We start from the raw sequence: 19,208 nt of genomic DNA, 5'->3' as shown, positions 1-19,208 counted from the left end.
TCAGATGTTATGAAAACAGTGAACCGGCCCGCTGAGATGCTCAGCAGATAATGCAGCAGGAAATGCAAATCATCCGGGTCATGGGCGTAGGCCTAGCGCGCGACACGACTTGGGGTCAAGGCTTGTTTCAATGGCCACTTCGCGCCACTCTGTGCCCATGAGCCGCGAAACCGTCGATATGATCTGCGCCGCCCTGCCCGGCGCACACTGGGCCAGCCACCACGAAGGTGGATTGGACGCATGGAAAGTGGGTGACAAAATGTTCGCCTGCATCGGGATCGCCAATGACGGAGTGTCGGTGAAATGCGCCGATGTGGACAGCGCCCAGTTTCTGATCGAAATCGGAGCGGCGACCAAAGCAAAATACTTTCACCGCTCCTGGGTGCGCATCCCCTTTGACGGCAAGGATGCAAGCGAAATGCAGGACAGGATCCTCACCTCCTACAAGATCATCCGCGCCAGCCTGCCCAAGAAACTGCAAGCCACGCTCGCCCCCACGCCCTCAGCCGACTGACGCCTCAAATCTTCTTTTGACCCAAAATACCGCGGGGGAGGCGCAGCCGGGGGCAGCGCCACCAAGCCTGACCTGGCACTCCGCACATCACCCACATATTGACAAACCGCCACCCCTCTGACCCCTTGGGCCAAACCCCAATCCCGCGAGGCGCACATGACCATCCACACCCCCATGTCCAAGCGGATCACCACCCTGACAGGGGGCGGCTCTGACGGGTGGGACGTGTTTATCAAGGCGCGCAAGTTGATCGCTGCAGGCACGCCTGTGACCGAGCTGACCATCGGCGAACACGACATCCGCACCGCAGCACCCATCCTGCAGGACATGCACCGCGCGGCCATGGGCGGGCACACAGGATACGCCATGGTGCCGGGCATCGACGCCTTGCGCGACACCGTCGCCAAGCGCACGCAAGAGCGCACAGGCGTGCCCACCACCCGCGACAACGTGCTGATTACTCCGGGCGGGCAATCGGCGCTGTTTGCCGCCCATGCCGCGACCTGCGATCCCGGCGACACGGCACTTTACCTTGACCCATACTATGCCACCTACCCCGGCACGCTGCGGGGCGTCTCTGCCATCCCGCACGCGATCAAGACGCGGGCCGAGGACGCGTTTCAGCCGCGCGCCAGCGACATCGACGCCGCCGCGCGCGCCACTCAAAACGCCAAAAGCCTGCTGATCAACTCGCCCAACAATCCCACCGGCACGGTATACTCCCAAGCCACGATGGAGGGGATCGCCGAAGTCTGCCAAAGCCACGGGTTGTGGCTAATCTCGGACGAGGTCTATGACACCCAAGTGTGGGAGGGTACGCATCTCAGCCCGCGCGCCCTGCCCGACATGGCCGGGCGCACGCTGGTCGTCGGGTCCATGTCCAAAAGCCACGCCATGACCGGCTCGCGCTGTGGCTGGCTGATCGGACCGGCTGAGATCATCGACCACCTGATCACCTTTGCCACGCATACGACCTACGGAGTGCCGGGGTTCATTCAGGATGCAAGCGTCTTTGCGCTGAACCAGGGCACCGCGTTCGAGGCCGAGATCGCGGCGCCCTTCGAACGCCGTCGCGCCTTGGCGCGCGACGTGCTGGCGCAGCAAAATGCCGTGGGGCTGATCCCGGCGCAAGGGGCGATGTACCTAATGCTCGACATCCGCGCGACGGGGATGAGCGGGAACGACTTCGCCAACGCCCTGCTCGACACGCACCACATCGCCGTCATGCCGGGCGAGAGTTTCGGAGAGGCCGCCGCCGGGCATATCCGCGTTGCCATGACGATTGAGGACGCGGCCTTTGAGACGGCTTTGAAAACGCTCTGCGATTTTGCCGAAACGCTGACTTGAGGTACCGTAAGGCGGAGGTGTCCTCCGCCCTGCCCCGACCTCTAGCGCGCTGGCAAATGGATGTTGAACTGCGCCCGGATCGCAGCATCAAGGCCCGGATCAAGGGCCGCTGCGGGCCGTGACGCCAGGATCTCTTCCTTGCGCGCGGTGGCACGGGCCAGCAGATCGGGCTTGCCCAACTCCACCCATTCTTTGGGCGAGGTGCGATCGCCGAAGGTCGGGTAAACCATGTCCGACTGCATCCGACTCAGCGTCTGTTCAGTCCCGAGGTAGTGCCCAGGGCCGTTCATGCACACATCCGCGATCTGATCGAGGGCGAGGGTTTCATCCGTGACCTCGATGCCGCGCACGCAGCGCAGCGCCTGCCCGATCACATCATCCGCGAGAATCAGCGATTCATGGCAGAACCCAAGCAGTGAGGCATGCATGCCCGCCGCCTCATAAACCATGTTCACACCCGACAGACCCGCGGTGAGATTGGAACACATCTGCTCCCACCCGGCCTGCATGTTGGGCAGTTTGGAATCCGACGCGCCCCCCGCAGACCCGCCCGGCAGATCGTAGAACCGGTGCATCTGACCACAGCCCGCCGTCAGCAAGGCTTGCTCGCCCGACCCGATGGACATGGCCCCCGTGCGCAGATCGAGGCCGAAGGGCCATGTGCCAAAGATCGCAGGCGCGCCGGGTTTGACGGCGTTCACATAGACAAGGCCCGCCAGGCATTCCGCCGTGGCCTGCACGATGGCCCCTGCGATGGTCGAGGGCGCCGTTGCCCCGGCCATCCCTGCGGACAGCAACAACACCGGCATGCCGTGTTTGATAGATTCCTCCATCACGAGGCAGCTTTCGGGGGCGAATTTCATCGGGGGCACGACAAAGCAGTTGGAGTTGGACACGAAGGGGCGCTCGCGCCACTTGTCCTCACCGCCCGCGATCATGTGCAGCATCTCGATCGCGGGGGCGACGCATTCGGGCTCGGAAAAGCTCGCGCCGACGTGCTTGGTGGTGCCCGACACGCAGGCGTAGATCGAGTTGTACTCCATCTCCATCGTATCGGGGATGTCGCGACAAACCATAGGGCGTTGCAAAAAATGAATGTTGTCGAGGGTGTCGGCGATGCGCGCGGCGTCATGCAGATCCTGCACACCGCATTCGCGGTATGTCTCTCCGTCGATTTCGACCAAGTTCACAGCTGCACCAGCGGTGCCGTAGTGTACACGGGCCCCTGAGAGTTCGAGGTCATGGGCCGGGTCGCGCCCGTGCAGGGTCAGCGATCGGTTGGCGCGGGCCAACGTATCCTCGACCAGCGCGCGGGGGAACCGGATACGGCCATCCTCGCCCTGCAGGGCCCCGGCGGCGGTCAGGTAGGCCACCCCGCTTGGTGGGGCATCTGCAAGGCCGATGGTTTCAAGCGCATCAAGTGCTGCGACATGGATGCGCTGCACCTCGGCCTCGCTCAGGGGGTTATAGCGCCCCCCTTCCATACCGGCGCGAATGGGGCGCAGGTGGTCTGCCAATGGGGCAGCACGGGCGGCGCGACGGGCCGCACGGCCACCTGTGCGCAAAGGGGTCTGTTCGTTCATGTTCGGGGGTGTCCATCTGTCTGGGCGTCAATTGAAAGGCAACGGGTCAGACAGAACAGGGGCGTCCACGGGCCGCACGGCCACGCTCGGCCCCGATGGTGCGGGCCACCAGCGCGATCTTGCTGCGGCATCCTTGCATGACAAGCCTCCCTGCTCATCACCAGATCAGTGGACCACCACGCGGTCGGCGACTGTATCCGGGTCTCCGGCGTCAGGGTAATGCGCCAGTTTGCGCCAATCTGTCCTGTTTGCGACGCCCGACAAGCAGCTTTTTGCGCACGCGCACAGCAAGAATGTGCAAAGGACTGCCCACGCAGAAGGCAGCGGCAGAGCAATGGTCGAGCTGAACGTATTCCTTCCCAGTTGGAGAGCATCAGCAGTCAAAAACAAAGACAAAGCAGCCCAAAAAACGAAGGAGCAGTATGAGGACACGCGCAAAGCTGATCGCCACCAGCGCAGCCACTGCACTGACATTTGCCGCAAGCGCGGCCCAAGCTGTCAGCGTCAACACCCCGGCCCCGGCTGCCGCAGCCACAGTGCCAATGACCGTCGCACCCGCTCCGACCCTGGGCGATGAGTGGACCGGCGGATATGCCGGTGTGCAACTCGGATACGGCGATGTGGATGCCAGCGGCGGCGCAGACGGGGACGATTTCCTTTATGGAGTGCATGTCGGTTACAACTACGACTTCGGCACATTCGTCCCGGGTGGCGAGCTTGACTATGACTTGACCGATATCGATCTGGGCGGCGGCGTCGATGTGGACGACGTTGCGCGGCTGAAGGTGAAAGCAGGGTATGATGTCGGACAGGCGCTTGGGTACGTCATGGCCGGTGTGGCAGAGGCGGACACATCGCTCGGTTCGGAATCCGGTGAATTCTACGGGATCGGCGTGTCCTACCAGATCACGGATCAACATACCGTCGGGGCCGAACTGCTTGAGCACAACTTCGATGATATCAGCGGCACCGGCCTGGACGCGGATGCCACAACGCCGACGGTGTGGGGCTCGATCCGCTTCTGAACGCAGCCAACCCGAGCCAGCCACAAAAGCGGGCGGACGACACGTCCGCCTTACACGCGCCCGGCCCCGTTCAGTCTGGGAAGACTCCCTAACGCGTGGCTCACACTGACCCGGCACATCCAAAAAAATGAGGCCCGGCCCCTGGGGGGAGACCGGACCTCACAGCCTACTGATCCGTCCAGACAGGTCCAGACGGGTCAGCAAGTCCCTCTAGCCGTCAGTGGCAGGCATCAGGCCCGCCTCCTGTGCGGCTGTGATCTCATCTGCGTCCAGCGCACCATCGGCATTCAGATCCATCGCGGTGAACGCGTCAGACGTGACCTCAGGAAAGCTGGCCTGAACCTCGTCAATGGTCAGAACGCCATCGCCGTTCACATCCAGCCCGGACGCACTTTGTCCCATTGCGAGGGCAGGAATGGCCAGCGCGGCCATGAACGTCAGCGAAGCAATTTTGGTCATTGGAAACTCCCTTTGAGTTTTGCATTGCGAGGGTCCGTGAGTGGCGCCCTCACAGTGTATGAGCCGCAGCGGGCCTCTCGCATCCACCCCAAGGGCACGTATCTGAAAACCCGCGAGGCCACGCCGATTGGTGCCTCAGACATGGGCGGGGCTTTGCCCAAAAAGGGGGGCCTCTGGCGATCGGCAAAAACCCCCGGGCTAGGCAGACCGCCTGCAAAGGCGCACCTTATATTCATGACACACACCATGCAGAACACCCCGCCCCGCCTCGTGCCGCTGATCCCGATGCTGACCCGCCGGGCCAGACGCCTGGCCCGCTCGCGCACCGAAGCCGAGGATATCGTGCAGGACACCTTGCTCAGCCTGTGCCAGCGGATCGCAGATGGGAAAAACATCGACGATCTGAACGCCTATGCGATGCGCACGCTCACGAACCGCGCGCGGCGCGACTGGCGGCGCGTGGCCACGGACGAGCTCGAAGAGGATCACGCCATGACCGAACCCGACGCGCTGATCCGGCTGGATTGCGCGGACACGCTGGCGGCAATCACGATGCTGCCCACGCCCCAGCGACAATTGCTGGACCTTGTGATTGCCGGAGAAACCTCCCCTCGCGCCCTTTCCCGCGCCACGGGATTGCCCCTTGGAACGGTGATGTCGCGACTTGCGCGGGCACGGGCAAGGCTGCGGATGACGCTGGCGGAGGAGTGAGGGGGGATGCCTTAGCCTAACGCAGCGTGTTGAATCCGCAGTGTTGGAAAGGCTGTGGGGCGCACTCGACTATGGTTTGCTCGGCGCAAACCAAACGACTGCTGCCAGCCCAGACTGGACGCGTTGCTGCCTGCGCTAATCTTCAATAACTGACATGTATTTTGCGCGGGCTGAATTGGTAAGAGGCGGACTTTGCCGCCATTCGTTTTCCAGCCTTCGCTGGCGCAGCATCTATTCGCAGTCGCGGCAAGTTTTTTGTTGCGCTGCAGTGGCTTTCACCAGAGCAGCCATTCAAAGTGGTTTTGGAAGCTCGATTTCAATCCGCTTCTTCGCTGGCAGGCCGCTTATGCGACGACCGTCTGGATCCACATTGTCAAAAAGCACTTATTGATAACGCACTGTTCAATATTAATAGCGGATGATTTCCGCCTACCCGGCTGCGGTAACGTCAATCTCGATCTTGTAATTCGGATGCCCTAACGCCCCGACGACGACCAAAGTCCAGGGAGGAAGGTAGTCGCCAACGACCTCACGATGCACCTGAACGTAGTCCGGAATATTCTCTTCCCCGACGATATAGCTTGTGACTTTGACGACATTCGCAACGCCAAAGGCCTTCTGCTCGAGAACGGCCAACACGTTTGCCCACGCAATCTGGGCCTGTTCTCCGATGCTTTCGGGGCAGGTTCCGTCCGCCCTTTCGCCCAACTGGCCGGAAAGGGTCATCCAGTTAGCGCCCGCATCAATAAGGAAACCATGTGTATAGTGGCTGGCAGGCGGCGCAATGTGCTCCGGGTTCACAGGTGTAATCATTGTCTTCGTCTTTTTCTGAGTTTTCGTTACGGTCAAAAGCGGACAGCGCTCCGCTGGAATGAGGGTTCAGGTCAGGTGCGATAGAGCGTCGGGGGCGCTACGGCAAACAATGCCGGTTTCCTTTCAAGAACTATCCCAATGTCCGTTATATACCCCTCTTCACTCTGTCTCAGAGACGTGTTGTTTTGACACCGCTGCAGTAGGTTGCGGCGGCAGTCCGGAGGGCAGATGGATGGGGATCATCTCACTGCGGTCGAGAGCAGATGGGTCGGTCAGAGTTTCTAGAAACGAAATAAGATCCCGGATCTCATCCTCGGTAAGCGCAATGGGTGTCAGGACGTTTGCTGAAGCGATACGCTGGCGCAAATCGCTTGAGCGCATGACCCAGCTGTCCCGTCGGTCGAAGGCGGCACGCCGACCAGGCTCTAGCGGCGCAAAGCTTAAACCAGACCCCCGGGATTTCAGGCGTTGAAGACTTGCAAGAGGCGGCAACAGCACCTCTGCCGGATCGAATGCGGTGAGGCTTGTTTTTGGATCAAGATGATGTCGGACCATGTCATCTAGTTTATCAAACGCACCGCTATGCCCCCAAGGACCAGTCAGTTCAACGTTACGCAGGGAAGGCGTGCGGAATGCAAACAGGTCCGCAGGATCGCTTGTAACGCGGTAACGACCCTCGTCCTCAGTTCGACCCGGCAGGCCGGTCGTTCGCAGGTAGGTCATGTCGCCTCCATGGCCCTTGCCTGGTCCAATCTGAGGCACCGCAATAGCATGAAATTGATGATCCGTGAGGAGCGGTCCGCTATGGCAGTCCGCACATTTGGCTTTGCCATAGAAGAGGTCGGCTCCGTTTTGAGCGGCAGGCGACAGGATCGACAATTCACCAGTGCGCAGAACAGCGTCGAATTGGCTTTGGTCCGAACGAAAGGCGACGGTTTGGAAGGCAGCGAGCGCTTCCGCGATGTGGCTATAGGTGACTTGGTCGGGAGATGTGATCTCCGGAAAAGCAAACTGCATCATCTCAAAATAATTGATGTGCGTCGCAACGCGCTGCGCCAACATATTCCAGATCGCAGGTCGATCTTCGTGATGTGCAGCCTCCGCAATCGGGTTTTCCCCATATTGGCCTGCCATCTCAATTGGAGAAGTGACTGGAAAAAACGCCTGTGCCGTCAGCACACCAGATAGATTTTTGGGCAAATCTCGCCCGGCTGGATTGCGGATCGCGAGCGTCGTGTGAGAGCCATCCAATTCCTCGACTCGACCGTCGTGAAACATCGAGACATAGCTGCGCGCACCGATGTTCCAGAGCGGCTGCGCGTTTCGTGGCACCCTGCCAGTCACAGGATCGGCGGTTGCGCGATCCGAACCTGAGCCCACCCCGCCTTCACCGATACCCAGCGCCAACCCATCACCTGACCCCAAGGCGGGATCATGACACGTGCCGCAGGAAATGTTTCCGTTCCCAGATAGAACAGGATCAAAAAACAGGTTCCGTCCAAGTTCTACAAGCGACGGTGCAGGTGCTCCGTCATAGAGGAAATCCGTGTCCTCAAGTGGCCGCGGAAGTGGGACAGACAGCTGGGCTTCCTCACCAGCTTGGGCTGCAAAGGCCGCGGCCAAGCCAGTAATGGACAACGTAGCCAATATCGATAGGGGTGACATTCTCCTGGCCAAGGGAAATCTCCAAATTTGGGAACTAATGCTGTTTGTTGAGCGCGATGCTCAGGGTTTCGGCTGGTTCTTGAGCTTCTTGATGAGCAGCAGAACATCGCCTGTGTAATACGGCGGACACGGGTGCAAACGCACCGGTTCACGTGCCACAAGCTGGTACCCAAGCCTCTCATAGAGCCGAACTGCACCCTTGTTCTGGCTGTAGACTTGAATGCTCATTTCCACGAAGCCGTTTGCCTGCGCCAACTCTTCTGCCGCCGCAAGCAGTTGCGAACCAATGCCGTGATTTTGGCCTTCGGCAAACACAGCCAGAGCATTCACAAACCAAGTATCGACTGACAGTTTTTCCAACGCGACAAATGGGGCAATTGGCGCAGGCAATTCGTCGGGGTTCTCAGCGGGCGCTGCGGTAATCGCATAGCTCAGAACCATGCCAATGGGATAGCCGTACCGATCTGCGACCAATGCGTTCGTGTAAGAGAAGCCGCCCTGCGTGCGCTTGGCCCGCTCTATGCCGATGTCCAGCGGCGTTTGTCCTTCGACGCAGGCGCGGGCCCACAGCCAATTCGGGATGCCTTCACCCGCGAGGTTGATCAGCCTCGCCAGACTTTCTGCATCAGAGGCATCTGCCTGGCGGATCAGAGAAGTCGTTTGAATGTTCATTTTGAGGGTCCTTTCGAGGATAGCTGGATGCGGTCGGGGCGGGAGACGGCCCCGACCGCAAGCGTCAGGCCTTAGATCGACGGGATGACACTGGCATCAAAGACCGGGCCGACAGGCACGCCGGAGTCCCATTCCAGATGGTCATCCTCATCGATGGGGTTATGGCCAGAGTAAGAAGCGTCTTGGGCTTTTTCCTTGTCCATCGGGTGATCTTCAAACGTGTAGGTCGCGCTCAAACCCCAGAAATCGTTGAAGCCCAAAGTGGTCTGGATCAGACCGCCATCAAATTCAGCGTATGAGCCGGTTGCGCCAGTCACGGGGCGCAGGTTGGCCTTGCCGATATCTGCGATTTCAGTGCCTTGCGTAATGATCGTTGCGCCGTCATCAAAGGCAAAGACCTGCCGACTGATAACCCACACACCTGTCGTGGCGTTCCCGGCTTCGCCCACAAAGTAGCCATCGCAAGTCCAGGTGCCCAGAACCAGCTCTGGGAAAACGGGGCTGCCGTCTTCTTGAACGCCGACAACACCATCGGCAAGTGTGCCTTCGGGGTAGATGTAACCCTGGCTGACGAAAGCGTTGCCGTGCGCGGGCATCCCGTTTTCGTGCACGGGCGCTGCCGCCATATGGATACGGGTATGATCTTCGGCCACGTCAAATGCCGTCAGGGCGTCCGCTTGTGCAAAGCTGGTCATTGATAAGATCAGGGCAGAAGAAGAGATAAGTGTTTTCAACATTGGAGTTTTCCTTTCAGGGAGAAGGTGTTGGGAGTGGTTAGAAATTAGGCTGCCGAGCGGGCGTGATCGTGCCCGGCAATGCAGCCCACATGCCGATGATCAGTGCCGCAACAGCCACCAATCACACGGATGTTCGGGAGGAGCGCAAGAAGCTCCGCGCTGAGTTGACCAAGCTCGACCGGATCACCGGCATCCAATACCTCGGCCTCGTCCAGCTCAGCATGGCTCATCCGCGAAGCATTGGAGCGAAGACCGCCAATGCGCAGCGTCCATGCCTCAGACGTGTCAATCACATCTCGGAAGTGATCCGGATGGGCACAGTTGATCATGTAGTAGATCGGGCCGCCGTTGGTTGCCGCATCGACCTCGGCAATGGCATCGCCCAACGACTGACCGGACGGAAGACATCCATCAGTTTCCAAGGTGAAGGCAATCACGACTGGGATGTCGATTTCCTTGGCGGCCTGTACAATTCCAATGGCCTCACCTGCATGAGTCAGCGTCATTGCGCTGATCATATCCACGCCTGCCTTGCCCAGGGCATGGACTTGCGGGGCGTGGATAAGCAACGCGTCTTGAGGGGCGAGCATTGTATCGGGCGCGTAAGCATCGCCCGCTGGGCCGACCAGGCCGTTGATCAGGATCGGAGAGCTCGAAGTTTCTTGCTGGTCACGGATGTCAGAGACAAAGGCAACGGCACGCTTGTTCGTCTCAATGACCTCCAAAAGGGTCTGTCCCAATGGACCGGCCCAAGCTGTTCCGGCGCGCCACGTTGGTGCATCCAGAATAAAACCACGATTGGATTGGCGCGCAATGCCGATGAAGCGCTCAAAATACTCCGTCAGGTCGCGGCGTCCCGGTTCGCAGTCGAGCAATACCGCCGCTGAGAAACAAGGAAGATCATATCCCTTTTCAAAGATCATGTATGTCTCAAGCCCTCCGTCGGAGAGAAAGAAACGTTTGGCATTGGTCAATTCTTGAATACGCATTGAGGTTTTCCATTGCAGTTGATGCAAAAGGACTAGCCTGAGGCTGTATCGGGCAGATAGTTGCCGCGTGGTACGGTTGTCTGAATCTGTTTTTGCCCTTATTTTCAGCGTCGAAAGCAGCGTCATGATCGGCATCGGACCGTAGAAAAGGGGTCAACTGGACTCGCAGTACAGCCAGGACGGGATCAATGGATCAGAAAATTGATACACGCAGCCGAATCCTCAACATTGCAGAGGCGGCGGTTCTCGAAAAAGGGTTTGAGGCCACGTCAATCGAAGAGATCGTGGCCGGGGCCGAAATCTCACGCGGCGGGTTCTTTTATCATTTCAAAGACAAGAACGCATTGGCCCGGGCAATGCTGGAACGATACATTGATGCCGAAAACGCGCTCTATGATGATCTCTTTGCGCGCGCCCGCGAACTCAACGATGACCCACTTCATTGCATGCTCATAGGTTTGAAGCTTTTGGCCGAGATGCTTGAAGAGATGCCTTCTGGGCATCCTGGCTGCGTAATTGCCTCAACAGCCTATCAGGATCGCTTGTTTGATGAGGGCGTGCGCGATCTGAACCGGCAGGCTATCCTTGGTTGGCGCAAGCGGTTTCGGGGGATGTTTGAAGAGATTGCGCAGGTCTATGAGCCCCGTGAAGCTGTCAATATGGACGCTCTCGGCGATATGGTGTCCGGCGTGGTAGAAGGCGGATTGGTCCTGCAACGCGCCCTTCGCGAGCACAACAACGCCTCTGAGCAGATCATGCTGTTTCGTACGTATCTGAAACTGCTGTTTGCAGACAAATAGGGGTCGAGTGCGGCTGAGTGCTAGATCCCCCGTTAAGGTGTCGATTACGGTAAGGGGCAGGATCGTATCATAAGGGGTTCGATCAGTGTTACAGCCCCCGACCAAGCGCGAACCAAATAAAACTGGCTGATTTCATGTCTCACATAACTGGTACGGTAAGAATATCAGATTCCCCACCTTAACCGTACACCTGCCATTCGCCACATGATACACGAACTCACGCAGTGCGGGACGAAGTGTGAATTCGCCGCACTTGCGCCAATGTCCGGTTATCCAAATGTGTCGATGAATGCAGCTTTGCCTCTTTTCGTGAAGATAATCGCTCGGCTGTTGGTATCACGAGCAGCCCAGTTCAGCTCTATCAACCTATCGAGGATCGCACGGCCAAGATTGCCCGATAGATGAGATCGGCGCGCGCTCCAGTCTAAGCACTCCCGGCACATCGGGGATGTTTTCTGATCCAGGGCTGAAAAGTCGATGCCAAAATCTGCGAAAAAATCGTGCCCTGCATCGGTTAATCTTAAGTCTTCACCTGATCTCGATAGATAGCCACGTTCATAGAGTGCATCGAAGAGTCGTACTCCCATGTCGCCTGCGAGATGATTGTAGCAGCTCCGTGCCGTTCGCAGGGCGGCATCTCTTGGCCCGGTTCGCGTACGTGTGAGGCCCACTTTTTCAGCAAGACCCATCAAACCAGCAATGACGTCGGCCACGTTCTCGTCGCGTATCGCGTAGTATCTGTGGCGGCCCTGCTTTCTCTTTTGAAGAATATGTACCTCTGTCATCTTGCCCAGATGCACACTGGCAGTCTGTGGGGTGACACCCGCCTCCGCTGCCAGTTCGGTAGCGGTTAGAGCCTTTCCACTCATCAAGGCCGTCAGCATGTTTGCCCGTGCTGGATCACCGATCAGCGCGGCAATTCGGGCGATGTCTGGTCCCTCTTTCATGCAGCTTTCATATCAAAGAATTGCGCCCTTACATCTGCGATACAACGCTGGCGCGATGCTTTCGGTGCCTCGTGAGGCGCAAAGTCGGACTCCACCCTGTCAAGAAAGTCGACAGCGCGGCGAAGCAAGCCCGTTTTTTCATGCGACAGCTTCTCGGGTCCAACACCAATCATCTGTTCAATGAACATCACACCAGCCTGTTTTAGAAATACAGACTCCGGCCGACCATCGCGGGTGCAGACACCGTATACACCTTTCAGGAAGTGACCCCAGGTCGAGGTGGCGTGTTCCTTATCGAATTGATCCGCGACGGCAGGAGCTTGTGCCTGCAACTCAGCGCCGAGGGGGCTGGTAAGGAATGCGTTTTTTGCATGGTCATATCGGCTGAAGAAATGATCTCGGGCACGGGTTTCGGAATCAAGGCCGAGTTGGGTGATGTCGCGATACCAATCAGTATGGCCGCGAAGATGAAAGCGATATGTTTGCTGGTCTATGAAATCCGCGACGAATGACATCGACCGACCGCTGCCATCGTAGACATAGGATGGGGCGGGAAAGACTTTTGCATCGATCAGCGCGTGAAGGTCTTCGGTCGTCGTGCCGATGGCATCTGAGAACTGAGTTTCCTCAAAGAAATTTGTGTAAAGATAATTCAGTAGCATGTGGCGATCCTCGATGATGGTTGTTGGCAAACCCATATCAAGTATCGTCTTTCAAATGCTTCGTTCTGGATCGAAGTGTGAACGGAAGCCGCCATTCGCGCAAGGCGCAGCATCGGTCAAGTTGGGCTCAAAATTTCCGTTCGCTGCGTTCGGCGTGAACGTCCGCTGTCGAGAAACGGTCTAGGCATGTCAAAGCCTGCACTCTGCGCATCGAAACTGCTGCCGTAAACCGCAGCAGGATCGCCCCCCCACAAAAAAGGGGAGCGCGAACGCTCCCCGTTAGTTTCGCCGTTCAGGCTCAATATGTTAACCGCCCGGTACTTTTTTGCCTGCGGCCTGAACGTCGTTAGGGGCGAGCGCACCCGCCCCGTGTAAAGGTGGGGGGACGTAACGTACCGCCCCACCCTATCTTCGTCGGGGACCGGACCGACCGAAACCGGCCCGACCCCCTCGCATCCCTTCCCCGGGACACGTAACTCTCTCAAACTACTCCAAATTTCCTCAGAGCAACTTTCACCATCGGCTCAGTGACGCCAAAATAGTGGGCCAAAGAAGGAACATCGCCTCGATAAAGAGAGTGAGCTGCCGCAAGTGCCCCGTCCCCAAACAACAACGTATCCGCGAAGTCGTTTGCCTCCTGCTCTTGAGTAGTATCGAAGTAGAATTCATCAGAAGATCTATTCAAGTGCATTGGTTCAGCTAGGAAATCTGTACGATCCGCATGGAGTAAGAAGTGACCCAATTCATGGAGCACTGTAAATCGTTGGCTTCGAACATCGTGGCTCTTGTTCACCTCGATAGCGTAACTACTCTCCGAGAAAGGGTCCTGCACCAAACGACCGGCCATGCCGCGCGGCAAGTCGGTACGATGCACATCCACTCCAAGACCCTCGGATAGTTTTTTGACTGATGCTGCCTTGTTGGCAATCTGAGGACTCAAATTAAATTGCCTCAGCAGGTCGCGCACCTCGCCGTTCAAGGACAGTTTTTTCATTATGTCTCGCATAGAACGCATCGAATACCCCATCAGCTACACCCCGACGTTCCGCCGCAGGTGTTGCATTTCATGCAGGTGCCGTTGCGCACGAGGGTGTAGTTGCCGCATTCGCCGCAGGCCTCGCCCTCGTAGCCCTGCATTTTCGCTTTGGTGCGCGCATCCAGACCGACTGACCCCGAAGAGACCGCTGTCGTCGTCGTGCTGACCGCGACACCGCCGCTGACCGCCACTTCGGGCACCAGGGTTTCGAGGGCGACGGCGGCGTCTACCGCCATCCCGCTTGGCTCGGCCATGCCGCCCTGCAACACCACCAGATCCTGAGGCAGACGCTTGCGCAAGTACCCCGTCGAGCTGATTTGTTTCAGTACTTCCAAGGACTTGGACGCCGCTGTCTCGCTCAGTTCGGAAAGGTTGGACACCCCCTCCTCTTCGCCCTGACCAAGCGTGTCGAAGGTCGCCCCTTCGGGTTTCACATGCGCGAGGTCCGTGCGATCCAGATAGCTGACGGCCAGTTCGCGGAACACATAGTCCAGAATGGATGTCGCGTTCTTGATGCTGTCATTGCCCTGCACCATGCCCGCAGGCTCGAATTTGGTGAAGGTGAAGGCATCCACGAACTCTTCGAGCGGCACACCGTATTGCAGACCAACCGACACCGCGATGGCGAAGTTGTTCATCATGGCGCGGAAGCCCGCCCCTTCCTTGTGCATGTCGATGAAGATTTCGCCCAGGTTGCCGTCTTCGTATTCACCGGTGCGCAGATAGACCTTGTGGCCGCCCACAATCGCCTTCTGGGTATAGCCCTTGCGACGTTGCGGCATCTTTTCCCGGTGCGATTTGACGATTTCCTTGACGATGATCTTTTCGACGATTTTTTCGGCCAGCACAGCCGCCTTTTCGGACGGTGCGCCGCTTTCCAGCACTTCCTGGGCGTCCTCGTCATCCTCGACCAGCGATGCCGCCAGAGGTTGCGAGAGTTTAGAGCCGTCGCGGTAGAGCGCGTTGGCCTTCACCCCGAGGGACCAGCTGAGCTCATAGGCTTTCTGGCAGTCCTCGATGGTCGCATCGTTGGGCATATTGATCGTTTTGGAGATCGCGCCCGAGATGAACGACTGTGCCGCGGCCATCATGGTGATGTGGCTGTCGACGTTCAGGAACCGCTTGCCTTTCTTGCCGCACGGGTTCGCGCAGTCAAAGATGTGGTAGTGGCTTTCCTTGAGGTGCGGTGCCCCTTCGAGGGTCATGGTGCCGCAAACATGGTCGTTCGCCGCGTCGATATCCGCCTTGGAGAAACCAAGCGATTTCAGCAGATCGAAAGTCGGATCGTTCAGCTTTTCGGCAGGGATGCCAAGGACTTGGGTGCAGAACTCTTCGCCCAATGTCCACTGATTGAACACGAAGCGGATGTCGAATGCGCTTTCGAGCGCTGCGTCCACTTTCGCCAACTCGTTGGGGCCAAAGCCATGCCCCGTCAGCGACGTGTGGTTGATTGCAGGGCTGTTCCCGATGGAGCCGTGACCAACCGCGTAGGACACGATTTCTTCGATCTGGGCCGACCCGTAGCCGAGGTTTTCAAGCGCCGCAGGGACAGACCGGTTGATGATCTTGAAATAACCGCCCCCCGCGAGTTTCTTGAACTTCACCAGCGCGAAGTCGGGCTCGATCCCGGTGGTGTCACAATCCATGACCAGACCGATGGTGCCGGTGGGCGCGATCACGGTCGATTGGGCGTTACGATAGCCGTGGGCTTCGCCCAGTTTCAGCGCCTCGTCCCATGTGGACATGGCCAGATCGATCAGACGTGGATCGGGGCAGTTGGCGTGATCGAGGGCAACAGGTTTCACCGCCAGTTTCTCGTAGCCCTCGCTCGCCCCGTACGCGGCCGTGCGGTGATTGCGCATCACCCGCAGCATGTGGTCGGCGTTTTTCTTGTAGCCGGGGAACGGCCCCAACTCACCCGCCATCTCGGCGGATGTGGCATAGGCCACGCCGGTCATGATCGCGGTCAGCGCACCGCACAGCGCGCGGCCCTCGTCACTGTCATAGCCGTGACCCATGTTCATCAGCAAACCGCCGATGTTGGCATAGCCCAGACCAAGGGTGCGGAAGTCATAGGACCGCTGCGCGATTTCTTTGGACGGGAACTGCGCCATCATCACCGAGATTTCCAGCGTCACTGTCCACAGACGCGAGGCGTGCATGTAATCCTCGACCTGAAACTGGCCGTCTTTGAGGAAGGTCAGCAGGTTCATCGAGGCCAGGTTACAGGCCGTGTCGTCAAGGAACATGTATTCGGAACACGGGTTCGAGCCACGGATCGCGCCATCTTCGGGGCATGTGTGCCAGTCGTTGACCGTGTCGTGGTACTGGATGCCCGGATCGGCACAGGCCCATGCCGCGTGGCCGACTTGTGCCCACAGATCCCGAGCCTTCACGACCTTTTGCACCTTGCCGTTCACGCGGTTGATCAGCTCCCAATCGGCGTCTTTTTCTACTGCCGTGAGGAACGCGTTGGTGACGCGGATCGAGTTGTTCGAGTTCTGGCCCGAAACGGAGTTGTAGGCCTCTGAGTCCCAATCGGTATCGTATGTGGGGAACTCAATCGAGGTGTGACCCTGACGCGCATAGTCCAGCACGCGCTTGACGTAAGTCTCGGGGATCGCGACTTTTTTCGCAGCTTTGACAGCTTCTTTCAACGCGTCGTTCTTTTTGGGATCATACGCATCTTCAATCGCCCCGTCCCATGCCTTGATCGCCGCAAAGAGGCTGTTCAGCTTCTCTTCGTGCATCTTGGAGCCTGCGACGATGCTCGCCACTTTCTGCTCTTCGATGACCTTCCAGTTGATGAAGTCTTCGATATCGGGGTGGTCGGCATCGACGATCACCATCTTGGCCGCACGGCGCGTCGTACCGCCCGATTTGATGGCACCCGCAGCACGGTCACCGATTTTCAGGAAACCCATGAGGCCCGAGGATTTACCACCGCCCGACAGGCTTTCGCCTTCACCGCGCAGGGAGGAAAAGTTGGTGCCCGTACCGGAGCCATACTTGAACAGGCGCGCCTCGCGGACCCACAGATCCATGATGCCACCGTCATTCACCAGATCGTCCGACACGGACTGGATAAAGCAGGCATGCGGTTGCGGATGTTCGTAGGAGGATTTGGATTTCGTCAGCTTGCCGGTCTTGTAATCGACATAGTGGTGGCCTTGAGCCGGCCCGTCGATACCATACGCCCAGTGCAGGCCGGTGTTGAACCACTGCGGCGAGTTGGGGGCGGCGCGTTGCGTGGCAAGCATGTGGCGCATTTCGTCATAATAGGCGCGCGCATCTTCTTCGGTGGTGAAATAGCCGCCCTTCCAACCCCAATAGGCCCAGGCACCGGCCAGACGGTCAAACACCTGCTTGGAGGACGTCTCACCACCCATCTCGGCCCCTTCGGCGGCTTTCGAACGCCACAGGAACTCCGGCACGCCCGCCTCTTTGACCTTCACCAGTTCGGAAGGCACGCCCGCTTTGCGGAAGTATTTCTGCGCGATGACGTCGCTGGCCACTTGTGACCACTTGGCGGGCACCTCGACCTCGTCCAGACGAAAGACGATTGTGCCGTCCGGATTGCGGATCTCGGACACTGTGGTCACGAAATCAAGGTCGGCATAGGCGTCCTGACCGGTCTTGGTGAATTGACGTTCAATTTTCATCGCGCTGCCTCGTTTCCAGCATGTGTCGTTTCCAAGGACTGACCCGACGTTGCAGGGGCCCTCATGTGGTGCCGATACGACGGGACAAACAAACAAGACGATACGGGTGTGCGCAGATGGAAATCTGGCACGCAGATCGAAAAGCCGGTTAAATTGGCGTGTATGTTATGTCCCTCGTACCCGATTGATCACCCCTAGTGTTGGCCACTAAATGTTGTGGTGAACGATCCGGCCCACACAAGGTGACGTATTCAAGGGGGCGACGTCAACGCAATTTTGAATCTTTTTTCGCAACTTTTTCCTTGACCAACCGGCGGGTATTCGCCGATCCCGCCACCCCCCGATTCACGCCATTGACGCAAGGGAAAACCATCCCCCGGCCCCACCCCAATTTGTCGAATAAACCGGCTGACTTAGATGGGCCTGTGGATGCTTCACGTGAAGTTATCCACAGTTGACACAGCTGTGAGGAGAAAGCTTTTGCCGCGCTGCGGAAAATATGGTCATCTGATCACATCCCCCACACAAAGGCCTCTCATGCGACCCATTTTGCCCTTTTTGTTGGTCGCCCTTGGCGCCTGCGCACCACAATATGTAGAGAAACCGGTCAATTCAGAACAAGACCTGCCCGTTCGTCGCGCAGTTTTTGCCACAATGCCCGAACCGCTAGATTCGGCCTTCCGTGCCTCGTGCGACGCGCCGGGGGATGTCTTGCGTGAGGTCTCGACCGGGGTTTTGCAGTGCCGCATCCTGCCCCCGCCAGATGTGGCCGCGTTTCTGCTGTTGCAATATGACGGGGCGCTTGAGGCCCCCACCCTGGTGGTTCAGAAAACGACGGATGAAAATGCGGGCAACTTCGTGGTCGAACTGTCTTACTTTGCCGAGGTCGTGCAAAAGTCCGGCAACGCGCGGCGCATCTATTTCAAGCAACGCGCACTCGATGGCCTCATGGATCGCCTGCTTGCGGCGACGGGCGGAACGGCGGCCAATACCTGAAACGGGTCCACGCTCTGAACGCGCCCCGGCGGTGACAGGACACGTGTGTTGTTCGATGCAATATTGTATCGACGAGGCGAGACCGCAGCACACTGAAAAGGACACGCCCCCTATGATCGCCTATGTCACCGTCGGTGCTGATGACATTGCCCGGGCCAAACGGTTTTACAACGCGTTGCTGCCAGCTCTGGACTATAGGCTTTCGGAAGGTCCCGAGGGGCTGAGCTATGCACTGCCCGTCCCTCCCGGCCAGCGCCCGATGTTTCCCGACTTCTACGTCAAGCCGACCTTCGATGGGCGGCCCGCCTCGGCAGGGAACGGCGCAATGGTGGCGTTTGAGGCGCGCAGTCAACAACACGTGCGCGACCTGCACGCCGCGGCCCTCGCGGCCGGTGGGGCCGATGAGGGGCAGCCCGGCTTCCGTTCAACCTACGGCCCACATTTCTATGTCAGTTATCTGCGTGACCCTCAGGGCAACAAGATCGCGCTGTTTTCCAGCGATCCAAATGAACCCGGATGGGACAACTAGCGCGCGGACCGCAAACGGCAGCACGTCGTACACGGCCATCGAAAAGCGCAGCCGCCGCCAG

The 19,208-nt window shown here is 58.6% G+C and carries 18 protein-coding genes; 7 read left to right on the top strand and 11 right to left on the bottom strand.

Annotated elements, in window-relative coordinates; genetic code table 11:
* The first annotated feature begins 130 nt into the window (after window positions 1-130).
* Both Q0908_RS01120 and Q0908_RS01115 read left to right on the top strand, forming a co-directional pair.
* Window positions 131-514: an MmcQ/YjbR family DNA-binding protein gene (locus tag Q0908_RS01120; protein WP_299280602.1), complete on the top strand. Its 384-nt coding sequence runs from the start codon at window positions 131-133 to the stop codon at window positions 512-514.
* A 156-nt stretch (window positions 515-670) separates the two neighbouring features.
* A complete protein-coding gene (locus Q0908_RS01115) occupies window positions 671-1,861 on the top strand; it encodes a pyridoxal phosphate-dependent aminotransferase (RefSeq protein ID WP_299280601.1) in 1,191 nt (396 codons plus the stop codon).
* Window positions 1,862-1,902: 41 nt separating this feature from the next.
* Here the strand turns inward: Q0908_RS01115 and Q0908_RS01110 are convergent, their stop codons facing one another.
* Complete coding sequence (locus tag Q0908_RS01110; protein ID WP_299280600.1) at window positions 1,903-3,444, bottom strand: trimethylamine methyltransferase family protein; 1,542 nt, start codon at window positions 3,442-3,444, stop codon at window positions 1,903-1,905.
* 422 nt (window positions 3,445-3,866) lie between these two features.
* Here Q0908_RS01110 and Q0908_RS01105 point away from each other — a divergent pair, with 422 nt between their 5' ends.
* Window positions 3,867-4,469: an outer membrane beta-barrel protein gene (locus Q0908_RS01105; RefSeq protein ID WP_299280599.1), complete on the top strand. Its 603-nt coding sequence runs from the start codon at window positions 3,867-3,869 to the stop codon at window positions 4,467-4,469.
* Between the two features lie 210 nt (window positions 4,470-4,679).
* Here the strand turns inward: Q0908_RS01105 and Q0908_RS01100 are convergent, their stop codons facing one another.
* Entirely contained in the window at window positions 4,680-4,928 is a 249-nt protein-coding gene (locus Q0908_RS01100) for a hypothetical protein (RefSeq protein WP_299280598.1), read from the bottom strand.
* Between the two features lie 234 nt (window positions 4,929-5,162).
* Between Q0908_RS01100 and Q0908_RS01095 the strand changes: the two genes are divergently transcribed.
* Window positions 5,163-5,639, top strand: a complete 477-nt coding sequence (locus Q0908_RS01095; protein ID WP_299280597.1) for a sigma-70 family RNA polymerase sigma factor — start codon at window positions 5,163-5,165, stop codon at window positions 5,637-5,639.
* A gap of 429 nt (window positions 5,640-6,068) precedes the next feature.
* Here the strand turns inward: Q0908_RS01095 and Q0908_RS01090 are convergent, their stop codons facing one another.
* From Q0908_RS01090 to Q0908_RS01070, 5 genes are all read right to left on the bottom strand, one after another.
* Window positions 6,069-6,452, bottom strand: coding sequence for a RidA family protein (locus Q0908_RS01090; protein ID WP_299280596.1), 384 nt, complete (start codon window positions 6,450-6,452; stop codon window positions 6,069-6,071).
* 159 nt (window positions 6,453-6,611) lie between these two features.
* Window positions 6,612-8,117, bottom strand: a complete 1,506-nt coding sequence (locus tag Q0908_RS01085) for a cytochrome c peroxidase (protein WP_299280595.1) — start codon at window positions 8,115-8,117, stop codon at window positions 6,612-6,614.
* A gap of 60 nt (window positions 8,118-8,177) precedes the next feature.
* Complete coding sequence (locus Q0908_RS01080) at window positions 8,178-8,789, bottom strand: GNAT family N-acetyltransferase (RefSeq protein WP_299280594.1); 612 nt, start codon at window positions 8,787-8,789, stop codon at window positions 8,178-8,180.
* Between the two features lie 71 nt (window positions 8,790-8,860).
* Entirely contained in the window at window positions 8,861-9,526 is a 666-nt protein-coding gene (locus Q0908_RS01075; protein WP_299280593.1) for a hypothetical protein, read from the bottom strand.
* Between the two features lie 44 nt (window positions 9,527-9,570).
* On the bottom strand, window positions 9,571-10,641 hold the full coding sequence (locus Q0908_RS01070) for a homocysteine S-methyltransferase family protein (protein ID WP_299280592.1): 1,071 nt from the start codon (window positions 10,639-10,641) through the stop codon (window positions 9,571-9,573).
* Between the two features lie 62 nt (window positions 10,642-10,703).
* On the opposite strand from Q0908_RS01070, the gene Q0908_RS01065 reads away from it, so the two are divergent.
* The gene (locus Q0908_RS01065; RefSeq protein WP_299280591.1) at window positions 10,704-11,315 is read left to right on the top strand and encodes a TetR/AcrR family transcriptional regulator; all 612 of its coding nucleotides are present in this window, start codon (window positions 10,704-10,706) and stop codon (window positions 11,313-11,315) included.
* Between the two features lie 269 nt (window positions 11,316-11,584).
* Here Q0908_RS01065 and Q0908_RS01060 read toward each other — a convergent pair whose 3' ends face one another.
* From Q0908_RS01060 to Q0908_RS01045, 4 genes are all read right to left on the bottom strand, one after another.
* Window positions 11,585-12,262: a metalloregulator ArsR/SmtB family transcription factor gene (locus tag Q0908_RS01060; protein ID WP_299280590.1), complete on the bottom strand. Its 678-nt coding sequence runs from the start codon at window positions 12,260-12,262 to the stop codon at window positions 11,585-11,587.
* Entirely contained in the window at window positions 12,259-12,960 is a 702-nt protein-coding gene (locus Q0908_RS01055; protein ID WP_299280589.1) for a DUF6058 family natural product biosynthesis protein, read from the bottom strand. The genes Q0908_RS01060 and Q0908_RS01055 overlap by 4 nt, the downstream gene beginning before the upstream one ends.
* A gap of 445 nt (window positions 12,961-13,405) precedes the next feature.
* Entirely contained in the window at window positions 13,406-13,918 is a 513-nt protein-coding gene (locus Q0908_RS01050; protein WP_299280588.1) for an ImmA/IrrE family metallo-endopeptidase, read from the bottom strand.
* A 32-nt stretch (window positions 13,919-13,950) separates the two neighbouring features.
* A complete protein-coding gene (locus tag Q0908_RS01045; RefSeq protein ID WP_299280587.1) occupies window positions 13,951-17,622 on the bottom strand; it encodes a vitamin B12-dependent ribonucleotide reductase in 3,672 nt (1,223 codons plus the stop codon).
* A gap of 654 nt (window positions 17,623-18,276) precedes the next feature.
* Here Q0908_RS01045 and Q0908_RS01040 point away from each other — a divergent pair.
* Window positions 18,277-18,618 (top strand): hypothetical protein, encoded by a 342-nt coding sequence (locus Q0908_RS01040; RefSeq protein WP_299280586.1) that lies wholly within the window; start codon window positions 18,277-18,279, stop codon window positions 18,616-18,618.
* 112 nt (window positions 18,619-18,730) lie between these two features.
* A complete protein-coding gene (locus Q0908_RS01035) occupies window positions 18,731-19,147 on the top strand; it encodes a VOC family protein (protein WP_299280585.1) in 417 nt (138 codons plus the stop codon).
* Window positions 19,148-19,208: the final 61 nt, after the last annotated feature.

Origin of the sequence: uncultured Tateyamaria sp., from assembly GCF_947494755.1 — a bacterium.
Lineage (GTDB): Bacteria > Pseudomonadota > Alphaproteobacteria > Rhodobacterales > Rhodobacteraceae > Tateyamaria.
The sequence above is the reverse complement of the archived record's forward strand: the minus strand, read 5'-3'. Positions and strand labels throughout refer to the sequence as shown.